Origin of the sequence: Vibrio xiamenensis (assembly GCF_900100015.1) — a bacterium.
Classification (GTDB): domain Bacteria; phylum Pseudomonadota; class Gammaproteobacteria; order Enterobacterales; family Vibrionaceae; genus Vibrio; species Vibrio xiamenensis.
This window is the reverse complement of sequence record NZ_FNDD01000002.1, coordinates 256,122-269,688: the sequence shown is the minus strand read 5'-3', so window position 1 is coordinate 269,688 and position 13,567 is coordinate 256,122. Positions and strand designations below refer to the sequence as shown.

11 protein-coding genes are annotated in these 13,567 nt (G+C 48.5%); 5 read left to right on the top strand and 6 right to left on the bottom strand.

What is annotated here, in order from left to right; all coding sequences use genetic code 11:
• Positions 1–110: 110 nt before the first annotated feature.
• Both BLS03_RS02855 and BLS03_RS02850 read left to right on the top strand, forming a co-directional pair.
• Positions 111–866, top strand: a complete 756-nt coding sequence (locus tag BLS03_RS02855) for an SDR family NAD(P)-dependent oxidoreductase (RefSeq protein ID WP_093269377.1) — start codon at positions 111–113, stop codon at positions 864–866.
• A 268-nt stretch (positions 867–1,134) separates the two neighbouring features.
• Positions 1,135–3,081, top strand: coding sequence for a diguanylate cyclase (locus BLS03_RS02850; RefSeq protein ID WP_093269374.1), 1,947 nt, complete (start codon positions 1,135–1,137; stop codon positions 3,079–3,081).
• A 147-nt stretch (positions 3,082–3,228) separates the two neighbouring features.
• Here BLS03_RS02850 and BLS03_RS02845 read toward each other — a convergent pair whose 3' ends face one another.
• The 6 genes from BLS03_RS02845 to BLS03_RS02820 form a co-directional block, all read right to left on the bottom strand.
• The gene (locus BLS03_RS02845; RefSeq protein WP_093269371.1) at positions 3,229–4,086 is read right to left on the bottom strand and encodes a 5'-nucleotidase, lipoprotein e(P4) family; all 858 of its coding nucleotides are present in this window, start codon (positions 4,084–4,086) and stop codon (positions 3,229–3,231) included.
• A 322-nt stretch (positions 4,087–4,408) separates the two neighbouring features.
• A complete protein-coding gene (locus BLS03_RS02840; protein WP_093269368.1) occupies positions 4,409–6,064 on the bottom strand; it encodes a methyl-accepting chemotaxis protein in 1,656 nt (551 codons plus the stop codon).
• 178 nt (positions 6,065–6,242) lie between these two features.
• Entirely contained in the window at positions 6,243–7,022 is a 780-nt protein-coding gene (map, locus tag BLS03_RS02835; protein ID WP_093269365.1) for a type I methionyl aminopeptidase, read from the bottom strand.
• A complete protein-coding gene (locus BLS03_RS02830; protein ID WP_093269362.1) occupies positions 7,015–7,257 on the bottom strand; it encodes a ParD-like family protein in 243 nt (80 codons plus the stop codon). Before BLS03_RS02830 ends, map begins: the two co-directional genes overlap by 8 nt.
• A 269-nt stretch (positions 7,258–7,526) precedes the next feature.
• Positions 7,527–9,002: a Na+/H+ antiporter NhaC family protein gene (locus BLS03_RS02825; RefSeq protein ID WP_093269359.1), complete on the bottom strand. Its 1,476-nt coding sequence runs from the start codon at positions 9,000–9,002 to the stop codon at positions 7,527–7,529.
• 36 nt (positions 9,003–9,038) lie between these two features.
• Positions 9,039–10,382 (bottom strand): glutamine synthetase family protein, encoded by a 1,344-nt coding sequence (locus BLS03_RS02820; protein WP_093269356.1) that lies wholly within the window; start codon positions 10,380–10,382, stop codon positions 9,039–9,041.
• A 342-nt stretch (positions 10,383–10,724) separates the two neighbouring features.
• Here BLS03_RS02820 and BLS03_RS02815 point away from each other — a divergent pair, with 342 nt between their 5' ends.
• From BLS03_RS02815 to BLS03_RS02805, 3 genes are read left to right on the top strand one after another with little or no spacing between them, the layout of a single operon-like run.
• The gene (locus BLS03_RS02815) at positions 10,725–11,471 is read left to right on the top strand and encodes a gamma-glutamyl-gamma-aminobutyrate hydrolase family protein (RefSeq protein ID WP_093269354.1); all 747 of its coding nucleotides are present in this window, start codon (positions 10,725–10,727) and stop codon (positions 11,469–11,471) included.
• A 16-nt stretch (positions 11,472–11,487) separates the two neighbouring features.
• Entirely contained in the window at positions 11,488–12,045 is a 558-nt protein-coding gene (gene puuR / locus BLS03_RS02810) for an HTH-type transcriptional regulator PuuR (protein ID WP_093269351.1), read from the top strand.
• 27 nt (positions 12,046–12,072) lie between these two features.
• Positions 12,073–13,557 (top strand): aldehyde dehydrogenase, encoded by a 1,485-nt coding sequence (locus tag BLS03_RS02805; protein ID WP_093269348.1) that lies wholly within the window; start codon positions 12,073–12,075, stop codon positions 13,555–13,557.
• Positions 13,558–13,567: the final 10 nt, after the last annotated feature.

Below are 13,567 nucleotides of genomic sequence, written 5' to 3'. Positions count from 1 at the left end.
AGTCTTATCTTATTGTTGCTATTTTTCAAGCTATTAATGCGACCTAAACTGATGACTATCCACTCACCAAATCAACAATACACTTAGCAAACCAACGAAAAGGGTAGTTTATGAGTCAACTAGCACTAATCACTGGCGGTAGCCGCGGACTTGGGCGCGCAGGCGCTCTGGCTTTGGCCGATCAAGGCGTAGACATCATTGTCACTTATCATCAAAATCAATCAGCAGCGCAGCAAGTAGTCGCTGAGATTGAAGCCAAAGGACGAAAAGCCCTAGCTTTGCAGTGTGATACTAGAGACGTGGCATCTTTTGCCGCTTTTGCTGAACAATTGCAAACCTCGCTCAAGAGCCATTTCGGCCGTGAGCGATTGGATTATCTGCTCAATAATGCCGGCACCGGTATTCACGCCATGGTTGAACAAACCAGCGTTGAGCAGCTTGATGAGATGTATAACATCCATGTCAAAGGGCCATTTTTCTTTACTCAGGCAATATTGGACCTTATTGAGAAAGGAGGCCATATTGTCAATGTTTCCTCTGGGCTCGCGCGCTTTACCTTTCCGGGGTCCGGGCCATATGCGATGGCAAAAGGTGCGGTTGAGGTGATGACGCGCTATATGGCGAAAGAGTTTGCCGCGCGCGGCATTCGCGTCAATACCCTTGCTCCGGGCGCGATTGCAACCGATTTTCGTGGTGGCGCGATTCGCGATAATGATCAAGCGCAAACGATGGTGGCATCGGTGACCGCTTTAGGGCGCGTGGGCGAAGCCGAAGATATCGGTAAAATTATCGCAGGGCTGTTTAGCCAAGGTTTTGAGTGGGTGACGGGCCAACGCATTGAAGCGTCTGGCGGTATGATGTTGTAACTCAGTCAGCGCTTGTTGGCTTTGGCGAGTAAGCGCTGAATTCTGCAGACGGGTAAATTCCATGCATTGGTAAGTTAACTATTTGAATAATTACGCAAGTACTAAAAAAGGAAAGTACGAAAATCCATCTAATATATTAGAATTATAGCCATTCCTTATAAATGATAACTAACAATCTAAATTACAGTATTTACAACTCTATTATTAATAATTATGTTATGTGGGATATTAATCCATAAAAATAATAAATTGTTAGTGGCTGTTGTAAATGAAATGTTTTAGTTATCTGTTTGTGATCTTGATAGGGTGGTTATGCACTTTTTCAAATCATGAATTGGGGTTGTCGCGAGTTAGGGCCGAAGTCTTACTATCGCACGCGACAGAAAAAATTGGCCATATTCAAGACTTGCAATATTGGCTCGAGCCGCAAGGCTCTGACGATGAGCTGACCCTTGATGCCCTGCGTGGCCAGTTATGGGAAACTTCCGAGGATTCGACGCTTAATTTAGGCAGTGTTGATAAATCTCTATGGCTTAGATTCCAGCTTGATTCTCAACTCAATTCCGAGTCCAAATGGATCATCAAATTGGGTTGGCCGATGCTTCAAAATGTCTCTCTGCATGTCTACGATAATTACAGCCATCGATGGTTATCGGATATGCAAATTTCAAATTGGGCCTCCTATCAAAGTGGTGTGGACCCGTTTCCTCATGTGCTGCCGATTCAAATTCCTCCTCACGCCAATCTTGAAATCTATATCCGCGTCGAAAGTACCGCAAACCTCGTGGTTCCAATTGCCATCTATAGCGACCAGAGTTACCGACATTGGGTAAGCAGCCATAACCTTTTAATTGGCACTTTTTTCGGCATGCTTATCGCGCTGCTCAGTTATAACTTGTGGCTATTTCTGTTCCTCAGAGATGAAAAGTACGGTTACTACACGCTGTATGTGGTGTGCATCGCTTGTTACACCTTCGCGACAACCGGTGTGGGGCTGGCGTATTTTTGGTCGGAATCGTCTTGGCTTAATCAACATATTTACGGCATGAGTTCGACCGCGTGTTTTCTGGCTGCAGCTTTGTTTAGCCGCGAGTTTCTTAATTTGCAGCAGTACGGCGGATGGGTGCTACAAATCAACTATTGTGGGCGGTTGCTTTGGTCGCTGATGTTGGTCGCCATGACCCTTTTTTCTAACCAAAAGTTGTTTATGTTTTCCGATTTTCTTGGCGTATTGACCTGCTCTGGCGCGATGTTGTCTTCCTCCTACCTCTGGTATCGCGGTGATATATCAGCAAAGTATTTAACCTTGGGGTGGGGGCCACTTATCTGCATTACCGGGGTAATGCTGGCAAGTCTGCTTGACTGGTTTGGTTACTGGGGCGGCATTTTGTATCTTCAAGCGGGTGGATTTGGCGTTGAATTGCTGTTTCTTTCGATGGCGGTCGCCGAGCGCGTGAGTCGCAGCAGACGAGAAAAGCTTATTGCTCAAGAGCAGGCGCTGATGATGGAGAACAAAGCGCAGCAGTCTTATGCGCGCGAAGCTCAAATGCAGCTGCAATGGCTGGAGATGGAGCGTCAAACCAAAGATATTCTTACCATGGAAGTTGAGCGCAAAACCCGTGAGTTGAAGCTGGCTTTGAGCTCGCTTGAGCAAGCCAATCTGGAACTTAGCGAACGCTCACATACCGATGCCTTAACCAAAGTAGCGAATCGCGGCTATTTGGATGAGCGCTTATTACATGCTTTGCAACGTGCGCAGCGCGAGCAACAGTCCTTGGCGATTATGATGCTAGACATTGATCATTTTAAGAAGCTCAATGACGACTACGGACATCAAGTTGGTGATGAATGTTTACAGCATGTCGCGCAGCTTTTTAAGCAGTTCGTTACCCGCGATTGTGACCTCGTCGGCCGCTATGGTGGCGAAGAGTTTTGTTTGTTTATTCTTGGCCAAACACTGAGTACCACGCTCGATCTCGCTGAGAACATTCGCCAAGCGGTGAGTCGTATTGAATGCCAGCGCTACAGCGACATCAGTATTACCATCAGTATTGGGGTTTGTTGGGGGATTCCAGAGCCGGAAACGCGCGTAGAAGATCTGATAAGCAATGCTGATTCTGCTTTGTACCGAGCTAAATTTAATGGCCGTAATCGAGTGGAATATTGTGATGAGATTAAAGATGCGATAATTGACGCTGACCTGGTTCATTTATAGCCAAGGCAGTTGTAGCCAATGTACTTATCGATAAAGCATTTATAGACAAAGTCTTTGTAGATAAAGTATTGAAGCGAAACATATGGCGTTTTGGCGCGCAAAAAACAGGGCATTTAGCCCTGTTTTTTTATCCTTGGCGACGGTGATTTATTTAGGCTGCCAAACTTTTAATGCGCTGATTTTCTGTGCGCGGCGCTCTTCACCACTCAGGCTCCAGTTGCCACCAAATGCAGCACTTTCAAACGAGCCATATTCAGGGTTTGGCATCATGATCCAGTCGCTGCCCCAGTGTTTGCTGTTGGCTTGATAAGTTTTGAGGCGCTGCTCAGGGCTACCTGATGGATCGGTAAAGTCGCCGAGGTTATCACCCACCATCAACACCACGCGATATTGATTGGCCACCACTTGATCGCGACTGGTCTTATTAGAGCCCCAATCTTGTTGCTCACCTTTGGTCATCAAAGTGTCGACTTTGCTGTCCATCGGAAAACCCAGCGATTGCATATTGTCAAAGGTTGCCGCTTCGTCTTTGTGCTTACGGTTGGTGATGTAGAAGATCTTGGCGCCTTTTGAAGTCACGTAATTGGCGAACTCGACCGCGCCGGGCATCGCTTCGGTGACTTTGTCTTGCACGTATTGAGACCAAGTTTTTGAGCTGTAACTGGTGTTATATTTGACCAAATACGCTTCGTACACATTGTTGTCGAGAATCGTCTCATCGCAGTCGACGATGACCGCAGGTGGTAAGCTTTGGTAGCCAGATTTTTGCAATTCAGGCAGAGCAGTACTGTCTTTATTGGCTAACGCCTCATCAAAACGAATTTTAGCAAGTGCGAACATACCTTGTACGTTGGCTTTATATTCCACCGAATTTTGCATCCACAATGTGGCGTTAAGTAGGTCGTTAGGTGCGGTTTCTTCAGCATGAAGGGCGGTACAAGCGAAAGTGAGCAGCGTGGCGGACGTCATTGTCACGGCGCGAGCGCTCAGTTTGGGTAAAGTCATTATCATTATCCTTTGAGTGAACTTATCAGTAACTAAGCATGCAATGCGCGATTGGCTATTGGTTAGTTGTTACCATTAGCTGCGTTATTCACGAATGGCGAAGTTTTAACCAATAGCGAATCTCTATGGCGCATCGAAGGCAGTTGCCAAATTGGCAACTGCTTAATAGATGTACATATTTTTTATATAAACTTCAATATTTAATGAAACATCTATAAAACTTTGCAGGATAACTGTGATGTAAAGAGGGTTGAAGCGTTAGAGAGAAGGCGGCGTTTAACGCGCCGAATTTACCTTGTTGGGGCGAATTCGGCGCGGCAGTTTATGCGCGCGGCTGACCAAGATGGAAGTAGTCAATGTCGCGCTGCAAATCAAACGACAGTTGAGTCAGCGCCTCGGTGGTGTGCTGGTTGTTGTCGGTTTCAAGTTGAGCGTCTTGCGACATATTAAGGATGGTGTCCATTGCCGAGGTTACATCGGCAATCGCGCCGGTTTGCTCCTGAGTATTGGTGGCCAGTTGGCTTACCCAAGACAGCGAATCGCGCGCTTGATTGGTAATGTTATCCAGCAGTTGATGGGTTTTCATCACTTGCTCTCGACCTGATTCGACTTGCGGCTGGGTGGTTTCTACCGCCTTGACCAAAGCTTGAGTATTGGTCGAGATTTGGCCGATCATCTGATCGATCTCTTTAGTGGCGTGATGGGTATCTTGCGCCAATTTACGCACTTCATCGGCCACCACCGCAAAGCCTTTGCCTGCTTGTCCGGCTCGCGCCGCTTCAATCGCGGCGTTGAGCGCCAGTAAATTGGTTTGATCAGAAATACCGTTAATCACCTGAGTAATCCCAGTAATTTGCGCGATATCGCGCTCTAAATCTTGGACCCGGGCTACGGTATTGGCCATGGTCGTCGCAATCAGTTCCATCTGCTGCTGGCTAATCAGCACGCTTTGCTGTCCTTGGGTGGCAAACTCCAGCGTTAGCGTCGAATTTTGCTCGGTTTGAGTGGCAGCAGCGCTGACATCTTGAATGCTGGCGCGCAGCTGATCCAAACTGGCAGCAGTGGATTGGGTCATCGAGGTTTGCACTTTGGTTGATTCGGAAATGCGCTGTGAGCTTTGTGATACATCTTGCGCTTTAAGGTTGAGAGCGCTCGCGACGTTGGCAATATTGGTCACGGTGGCAGCGAGTTGGGTCTGCATTTTGACCACCGAGGCCATCATACTGGCGGAGTATTGGCTGTTAATGCGCTGCGACAAATCGCCCGAAGCAATGGTTGCCAAAGCTTGTTCGGCTTCAAACGGTTCGGCGCCAAGTGACTGGCGTAGGCTACGTTCGATCAGCAAACCGACCACTATGCTTACCAGCACGGCAATCGCAGTGGCGCAAAGCATCAGCGTAGAAAAGCCGCTCGCCACCTCACGAGCTTTCGGGGTGGCGATTTGGTTGGCATGTTCTTGATAATCGATAAACTGGTTAATGGTGTCGAGCCAGTCAATAAAGGCGGGCCGCACCTGCTCAAGAATTTGTGTGGTGACATCACTGCCGCGCTTTTTGGCGGTGATGATATGACTTATCAAGGGCAGGGTGCGTGATTCTTGCGCATCGATGGCGCGCAGTATGTCACGCTCCTCTTGGCTAAACACGATGCCAGAATCGCGCATCAAGCTTAATTGCTGCTTGGAGCGCGCGTAGGTTTGGCTCAGTTCAGCTATCACTTGCTCATATTGATGAATTTGGCTGTCTTGGGTTGCCAGTGCAATATCACGGATCGCAATCGCTCGGTCATGAACGCTGCCTCGAAAATCAATCGCATAGCGCTGTTTCACCGCGTTAATGTCGCTGATTTCGCTCAGGGTATCATCGATAAAATTTACGTTACGGACGCCAATGACGGTGAGCGTCACCATTAAAATCAATAAAATGCCAAAGCCGAGAGTTAAGCGGCGGCGAATCGACAAATTGGATAGCACAGACACGTATCCTTCCTCATTCTTATCATTGTTCTTTGAGCAAGGATTGTAGCGCGGCGCTTTTCGACCCGACTAATCGGAATTTACGATATTATTAATTGGTAAAATCATGCCTATTGGTGAGTAATTGTGACTTATGTACGTTAAACCGACAAAAATGTCATACAAACGGTGAGCTAGGTGCTTAGAGCAAGACTTCCTCAGGGCGCAGCGTTAGCACTTCATAGCCTGTTTCTGTGACTAGCAAGGTATGTTCTGATTGTGCCGAGAGTTTTTTATCACGGGTGACCACCGTCCAGCCATCACGTTTGGTTTTGGTTTTGGCGCCGCCTTGGTTGACCATCGGCTCAATGGTAAAGGTCATGCCCGGCTTGAGTTTCATACCTTGGCCTGCCATTCCATAGTGCAGCACTTGCGGCGCTTCGTGCATCTCTTGGCCGATACCATGACCGCAATATTCGCGCACTATGCTATAGCCGTGTGACTCGGCAAAGGTTTGAATGGCGTGGCCAATATCGCCTAGCGTTGCGCCGGGTTTAACTTGCTTAATGCCTTGCCACATCGCTTGATAAGTGACATCCACTAGGCGGCGGGCAATTGGGCTCGCCTCTGGCATCACATACATTTTGCTTGAATCAGCGATAAAGCCATTTTTTTCCAACGTGATATCTAAGTTGATGATGTCTTTGGCTTTTAAAATTTGGCTCTCGCTTGGCACGCCATGACACACCACCTCATTGATCGAGGAGTTGAGGACATATTGATAGCCATATTGGCCTTTACTGGCCGGGCGGGATTCAAGCTCTTCGACAATAAACGCTTCGACGCGATTGTTGATCGCCATGGTCGAGACGCCGGGTTTGACGAACTCATCCAGCATCGTAAACACCTTGGCCAGCAGCTTACCGGCTTGGCGCATCAATACGATTTCTTGGTCATTCTTGATGGTGACGCCATTAGTCATTTAACGCCTCCTCATGGCTATCGGCGTCTTCTGTTGTCGCGATATTCGCGGCTGAAACCTGAGCCGATTGCATCAAATCATTCATGATCTGGTTAAAGCTCAGATTTGGATTGAGCTCTGCCAGCATGCCCATTTTGATCCAGAACTCGGCTTGTGAGTTGATCGAGCGTGACATCACCGAGCTGGCTTTACGCAGCTCTTCGTGCAGTTGGTCGGAGATTTTAACGATGCCCATAATGATGATACCAATAATATTTGATGTATATATAAAACGTATATAAATTGTATTCGTTTGTAATGGTATGTCAAATGCTGGTTTACAGAGGATGGAATGATTGGTGGTTTGCCCTCAGTCAAAGTGTTAACCCGAGAAATAAAAAAGCCCTCGTAAACGAGGGCAATAACACAGAGAGAAAATAGCAGTCACAACTAAGTAATCAAGTAACTAAGTAACTAAGTAACTAAGTAACTAAGTACCGAAGTAATCAAGTAACCCAGTTTCGACTAGGCAACCGCAAGGAAGAACAGTGCGGTGGCGACAATACCGATCAGCGCATAGGGGAATTGGGTGGTGGCGTGTTGCATGGCGGTACAGCCTGAGCCTTGCGCCGACAGCACGGTGGAATCGCTAAAGAAGCATGAGTGACTGCCTGCAGCGGAGGCCGACAGCAGCGCCGCAACGGTTAAATGTAGCGGCACACCCAGCTGCGCGCCAAGTGGTAATACAATCGGCATTGCGACCGCAAATACACCCCAAGAAGAGGCGGTTGCAAACACCAAGCCGCCAGTAATCAAGAAGATAATTGCTGGGAAGTATTGCGCTGAAAGATAAGGGCTGACGGTTTCAATCACGTATTGAGTCACGCCCAGTGAATCATTGACGTTTTTAAGCATAAAGCCGCCAATTACGGTCGCCAAAGGCAGCAACATCACTTTAATGCCATCGTAAACCGCTTCAAACATGGCGTTCATCGGAATCAAACGCTGCACACCGTAAAAGCAGAAGGTAAAGATCAGCGCGACAAACACACCGGCAAGCAGGTCAATGCCGAAATACCAGCTCGCTGCCACTAATACCACCATAGGCGCAAGAAAGTTAATCAGCCCCATGGTCGAATTACTGTGCGCTTCAACCTTGTCACCTAAATCGATATCGGTGGCGTTATCTGGGCGAACTTGACCACCGCGAGCGCGTTGCTCTGCGGTTTTCATTGCGCCTAAGTCAGGCAGTTTTTCCATTGCGACCAATAGCACGATGATCAAGGTGACCCAGCCATACGCCATGTAAGGAATCGCCTCGATATAGGTGTGAATGCCTTTGCCCGTTTCGGCAACGCCGTTGGCTTCTAAAAGCGAACTAAAGAAAATCGCCCACGTTGAAATAGGCACAATAATGCAGATTGGCGCAGCGGTGGAGTCGACCAAATAGGCGAGCTTTTCGCGTGAGATTTGATAGCCGTCGGTGACTTTTTTCATCGATGACGAAATTGCAATCGCATTGAGGTAATCGTCGATAAAAATCACAATCCCCAGTACAAAGGTCATCAGCATTGACTGGCGACGGCTTTTCACTTTGGTCACCAACAAATTTGAAAAACTTAAAATGCTGCCGCCTTTTTCCAGTACCGCAATTAAGCCGCCCATCAAGCCGCACACCAAAATGATCCACGCAATGGTTTCATCCATCATCACATCCATTGAGATGCCGACAATTTGCTCTACTGCTTCGGTGGGGTTGAGCATCAGTACACCAGCAATCGCACCGCTAAATAGGGCTTCCACGGTGCGATGAGTGGTGAGAGCAAATACCAGCACTAGCGCCGTCGGTAATAGGCTCATCCAGCCATAACTGTTATCTGGGTTGTGATTGAGGCCGATGGTGATAAACGCCACGAAGGTTGCAATCACAGCAAGGCTGACCCAGAGATGCTGGTTGGTGATTTTCAGCGGCGCATCCAGCGCCTTTGTTTGCGTAGTCATTGGTTATTTCCTTATATTTTGCGAAGTAGCGAATACTTATGCCGAGTGCAGCATCCAGTCGATTTCAAGTGGCGTGATCAGACGTTCAAACTCCGCCAGTTCACTGCGTTTACACGCTAAATAGATGTCGACAAAATCTTTGGACAGATAGCTTGATAGCTCGCTGTGCTCAAGTTGGTCTAACGCCTCAGACATGCGCAGCGGCAGTGCGACTGCGTGCTCATGCAAAGGTGGCGGACACTGGGCTTTGGTGTAGTGGTCACTCGCTAATACTGAACACAGCACTACTGCAGCGAGAATGTAAGGATTGACGTCGGCGCCGGCGATACGATGCTCGATGCGACGATTTTTGGCATCGCTGAGTGGCACACGTAGCGCCACGCCGCGATGGTTTTCGCCCCAATCGGCAAAGGTAGGCACGTAGGCGCCTGGCACAAAGCGGCGATAGGAGTTAACGTTTGGACAGATAAGCCCCATGGAATCTGAGGTCTGCGCGAGCATCGCCGCCATCGTCTGATAAAACAGTTCGCTGGCTTGGCCATCATTAGCGCTAAACAGATTGTCACCGGCTTGATTCATCAAACTCAGGTGAATGTGCATACCGCTGCCGGCTTGTTCGTCAAACGGTTTGGCCATAAACGTGGCGTCAAAACCATGTTGATGGGCGACTTGGCGAATCAGGCGTTTAGCAATGATGATCTCATCGCAGGCGCGCAGCACATCCTGAGAATGATTAAAGTTAATTTCAAATTGGCCCGGCGCCGATTCTGATAACGCCCCCGAAGTATTTAAACCTTGCGCCAGCGCAGTGTCATTAAGGTCACTGAGAAAATCGGCGTAGTCGTCAAGGCCGTCTAAATCGTACACTTCGGTGTCGCATTCACGAGTCTGTTTGGTGGGGTTGATGGCGGTTAACAGCTCGCCGCGCGGGCCGCGTTTTTTATCCACCAAATAAAATTCCAGCTCAAGAGCAATGCACGGCAAGCGGTCTTGGTTGTGTAGCCTTGCGACCATATCACCAACAATATTGCGGATGAACAATGGGTTAGGGCGCTTGCCGCTGTCGTCCATCATGGTCAGCATTAGTTGACCCGTTTGGGTTTTGGCGGTTGGCATCAGGGTATTGGCGACCGGAAAACACAAGTTATCTGGCTCGCCCAGTTCTTCACCAAGCCCGGCTTCTTCGACGACATTGCCTTTATTATCTAAGCTGATGGTTGAAATTGGCAGCGCGACACCGTTGGCAAGTTTTTCGAGCCCTTCGACGGGAATACGTTTGCCACGCGGCGTGGCGTTGATGTCGGTAAAAATCAGATCGATGAACTCAATCTCCGGCCATTCTTGGCGAAAATTTTTAACTTCCTGCAGGTAAGATTCCATTCTTATTTCTCCAAACAGCCGTAATCAGACGTTTAATGCCTCATTATGTTGCAAATATTAATACAACGAATGATTTGATTAAGTTGATACTGACTTATGTTTATTATTTACAATGAGTTACGTAATTATTTGCGAGTTCTAAGGCCGATAATTTCATTCGTTCTTTAACTAACTTGTAACAGTTGGTGGCTAATTGCTCAATATTTCGAACGTGTTTTGTGCTTTTTTCGACCAAAAAGGAGAGTTGAATCACGATTTGTTTAATATATCGAACACTGCTGTTGATAATTTTTTGCGCGGTTTGTAGGGTGATTGTTAAATAAATCGAACAAGGATGGTTTGATGTCTTCAACTAAAAAGCCAGTTATCGGCGTAGTCAGTTGCGCTAAATCGCTTAAAGGCTACGACATTCAGGCAGTCAACGAATTTTATCTCAAGGCCATCAGCGATTTTGGCGGCGTGCCGATCATTTTATCGGCGGCGATCGATGTTCAGGATTTCGAACAAGTGTTAGCGATGTGTGATGGACTGTTGTTCCCGGGCAGCCACTCCAACGTGGCGCCTTATCGTTATCAAGCCACCCACACGGAAAGCTACATGGACGAGCGCCGTGATGAGCTTTCTCTGTCGCTGCTGCGCTACGCGGTGGACAACAACCTGCCATGCCTTGGCATTTGTCGCGGCTTTCAAGAGATGAATGTTGCCCTTGGTGGCAGCCTTGATCCTGCGGTGCACAAATCTGGATTTGACGATCACCGCGAACCATCGACTGAAGATTTTGCCGTCAAGTATGCCGCGGCGCACCGCGTTGTGGTAGAGAGTGACGGCGTATTTAAAACTTGGTTACAGCAAGCCCACTGGCCGCAAAGCGATGCATTTGAAGTCAACAGCTTACATAACCAAGGTGTAAAAGCACTGGCGCCAAACCTTAAGGTCGAAGCCAAAGCGCCAGACGGGTTAGTAGAGGCGTTTAGTCTGCCGTTACACAAATTCTTTGTTGGCGTGCAGTGGCACCCAGAATGGAAAGCGAAAAGTAATCATTTCTCTCAAATTTTATTTAAAGAATTTATATTGGCAGCTTCTCTCTAATACAGGAGCTGTATGAATGGACAATCAGTTAGTTGGTAAAAATATTGTTCAGCTACGCAAAGAGCATGGATTGTCACAGCGGGAGTTAGCCGAAAAAGCTGGCATTACCCACAGTGCGATTTCATCGATAGAGAATGGCAAAGTCAGTCCGTCGGTAAGCTCGTTGCAAAAAATTGTTAACGTGTTTTCGTTGTCGCTGTCGGAGTTTTTTATCTTTGAACAGCAGATAGAGAATCAGCGCAAAGTGGTTATTCCCGCCGATGAACTCGTTGAAATGGGTAGCGAATCGGTATCGATGAAACTGGTCACGAACGGTAACCCGAAGCAAGTAATCGGTTTTTTGATTGAAGAATACCCGCCGCACGGCACCACAGGTTCGGCGCGAATAGAACACGAAGGTGAAGAAATTGGCACTGTGCTTGAGGGGGAAATTACCCTCGAATACAAAGACCAGGTTTTGCTAATTAAAGCGGGTGAGTCGTACATCATAGATACCACTCAGCCGCACCGGTTTACAAATCACACAGACAAGCCATGCAGAATGGTGAGCGCGCATACGCCTACCACCTTCTAAGTGGCCTGCCAGACAGCAGGAGAGCGTATGAAAACCCAGCAACAATGGAATGAACTCAAACAGCGCTGCGCGATAGAAAGTCGTGCTTTTATTAACGGTGAATACGCCAGCGCCGCCACAGGCCAAACCATTGCTGTGGTCAATCCCGCCAGCGATGAAACCATCGCTCACATTGCAAGGTGTGATCAGCAAGACGTCAATGCCGCGGTGCAGTTTGCGCGTGAGGCGTTTCAACGCGGCGAATGGAGCCAAAGTGCGCCGAGCGTGCGTAAAGCGGTACTAAATAAATTTGCCGACCTTATTGATGCCAACAATGATCAACTTGCGCTGCTAGAAACTCTAGATACCGGTAAACCGATCGCCCACAGCGCCAGCACCGACATTCCGGGCGCGGCCAACGCGCTGCGTTGGTACGCTGAAGCGGTAGATAAAGTGTACGGTGAAGTGGCGCCAACCGAGCAAGATGTGCATGCCTTTATTACGCACCAGCCGATTGGTGTGGTGGCAGCGGTGGTGCCGTGGAACTTTCCGCTGTGGATCGCCTGTTGGAAGCTAGGACCCGCGTTAGCCGCCGGTAACAGCGTGATTCTGAAACCGTCTGAAAAATCTTCGTTAAGCGCGATTTTCCTTGGTCAGTTAGCCATTCAAGCTGGGCTGCCAAACGGCGTATTTCAAGTGATTACTGGCTACGGGCACGAGGCGGGAGATGCGCTGGCACGGCATATGGATGTCGATTGCATTGCATTTACGGGTTCAACCCGCATCGCCGGGCAACTGATGGTCAGCGCCGGTGAAACCAACCTTAAGCGCGTGTTCGCCGAAGCCGGTGGCAAAAATGCCAATATTGTATTTGCCGATTGTGGCGACCTTGACCGCGCCGCGGCAGAAACCGCTGCGGGCTGTTTTTACAACCAAGGTGAAGTGTGCGTTGCGGCAACGCGTTTGTTGGTCGATAACCAGATTAAAGATGCTTTTGTTGAAAAAGTTATCGCCGCTGCGAAGCGCTTTACGCCAAAAGATCCGCTTGATCCGAGCTCGGCAATGGGCGCACTCATCGACCAAGACCACAAAGCCAAAGTGCTCAATTATGTTAAACAAGGCGTCGCCGAAGGGGCGCGACTGCGCTGCGGCGGCGATGTTGGCGGTCAAGGCGCGTTTGTTGAGCCGGTGATTTTAGATAATGTTGATAACCGCATGACGGTGGCTCAAGAAGAGATTTTCGGCCCAGTGTTGTGCGTGATTGGCTTTGATAGCGAACAGCAGGCGATTGAAATTGCCAACGATTCAAAATATGGCCTTGGCGCGGCGCTTTGGAGCGATAACATCAACCGTGTACATCGGGTTGCCAAGCAACTGCAAGCGGGCTCGGTTTGGGTCAACAACTATAATGAAGGGGATATGACGGTGCCATTTGGCGGCTTTAAAATGAGTGGCAATGGCCGCGATAAGTCGTTGCACGCACTGGAAAAATTCACCGAAACCAAAACCACATGGATTCGTCTGCACCGCTAAGGTCAGGCGA

Coding starts and splice junctions, on each gene's coding strand:
- BLS03_RS02855 (WP_093269377.1), top strand. CDS start 111: ATGAGTCAACTAGCACTAATCACTGGCGGTAGCCGCGGACTTGGGCGC.
- BLS03_RS02850 (WP_093269374.1), top strand. CDS start 1,135: ATGAAATGTTTTAGTTATCTGTTTGTGATCTTGATAGGGTGGTTATGC.
- BLS03_RS02845 (WP_093269371.1), bottom strand. CDS start 4,086: ATGACTTTACCCAAACTGAGCGCTCGCGCCGTGACAATGACGTCCGCC.
- map (WP_093269365.1), bottom strand. CDS start 7,022: ATGACTAATGGCGTCACCATCAAGAATGACCAAGAAATCGTATTGATG.
- BLS03_RS02830 (WP_093269362.1), bottom strand. CDS start 7,257: ATGGGCATCGTTAAAATCTCCGACCAACTGCACGAAGAGCTGCGTAAA.
- BLS03_RS02825 (WP_093269359.1), bottom strand. CDS start 9,002: ATGACTACGCAAACAAAGGCGCTGGATGCGCCGCTGAAAATCACCAAC.
- BLS03_RS02820 (WP_093269356.1), bottom strand. CDS start 10,382: ATGGAATCTTACCTGCAGGAAGTTAAAAATTTTCGCCAAGAATGGCCG.
- BLS03_RS02815 (WP_093269354.1), top strand. CDS start 10,725: ATGTCTTCAACTAAAAAGCCAGTTATCGGCGTAGTCAGTTGCGCTAAA.
- puuR (WP_093269351.1), top strand. CDS start 11,488: ATGGACAATCAGTTAGTTGGTAAAAATATTGTTCAGCTACGCAAAGAG.
- BLS03_RS02805 (WP_093269348.1), top strand. CDS start 12,073: ATGAAAACCCAGCAACAATGGAATGAACTCAAACAGCGCTGCGCGATA.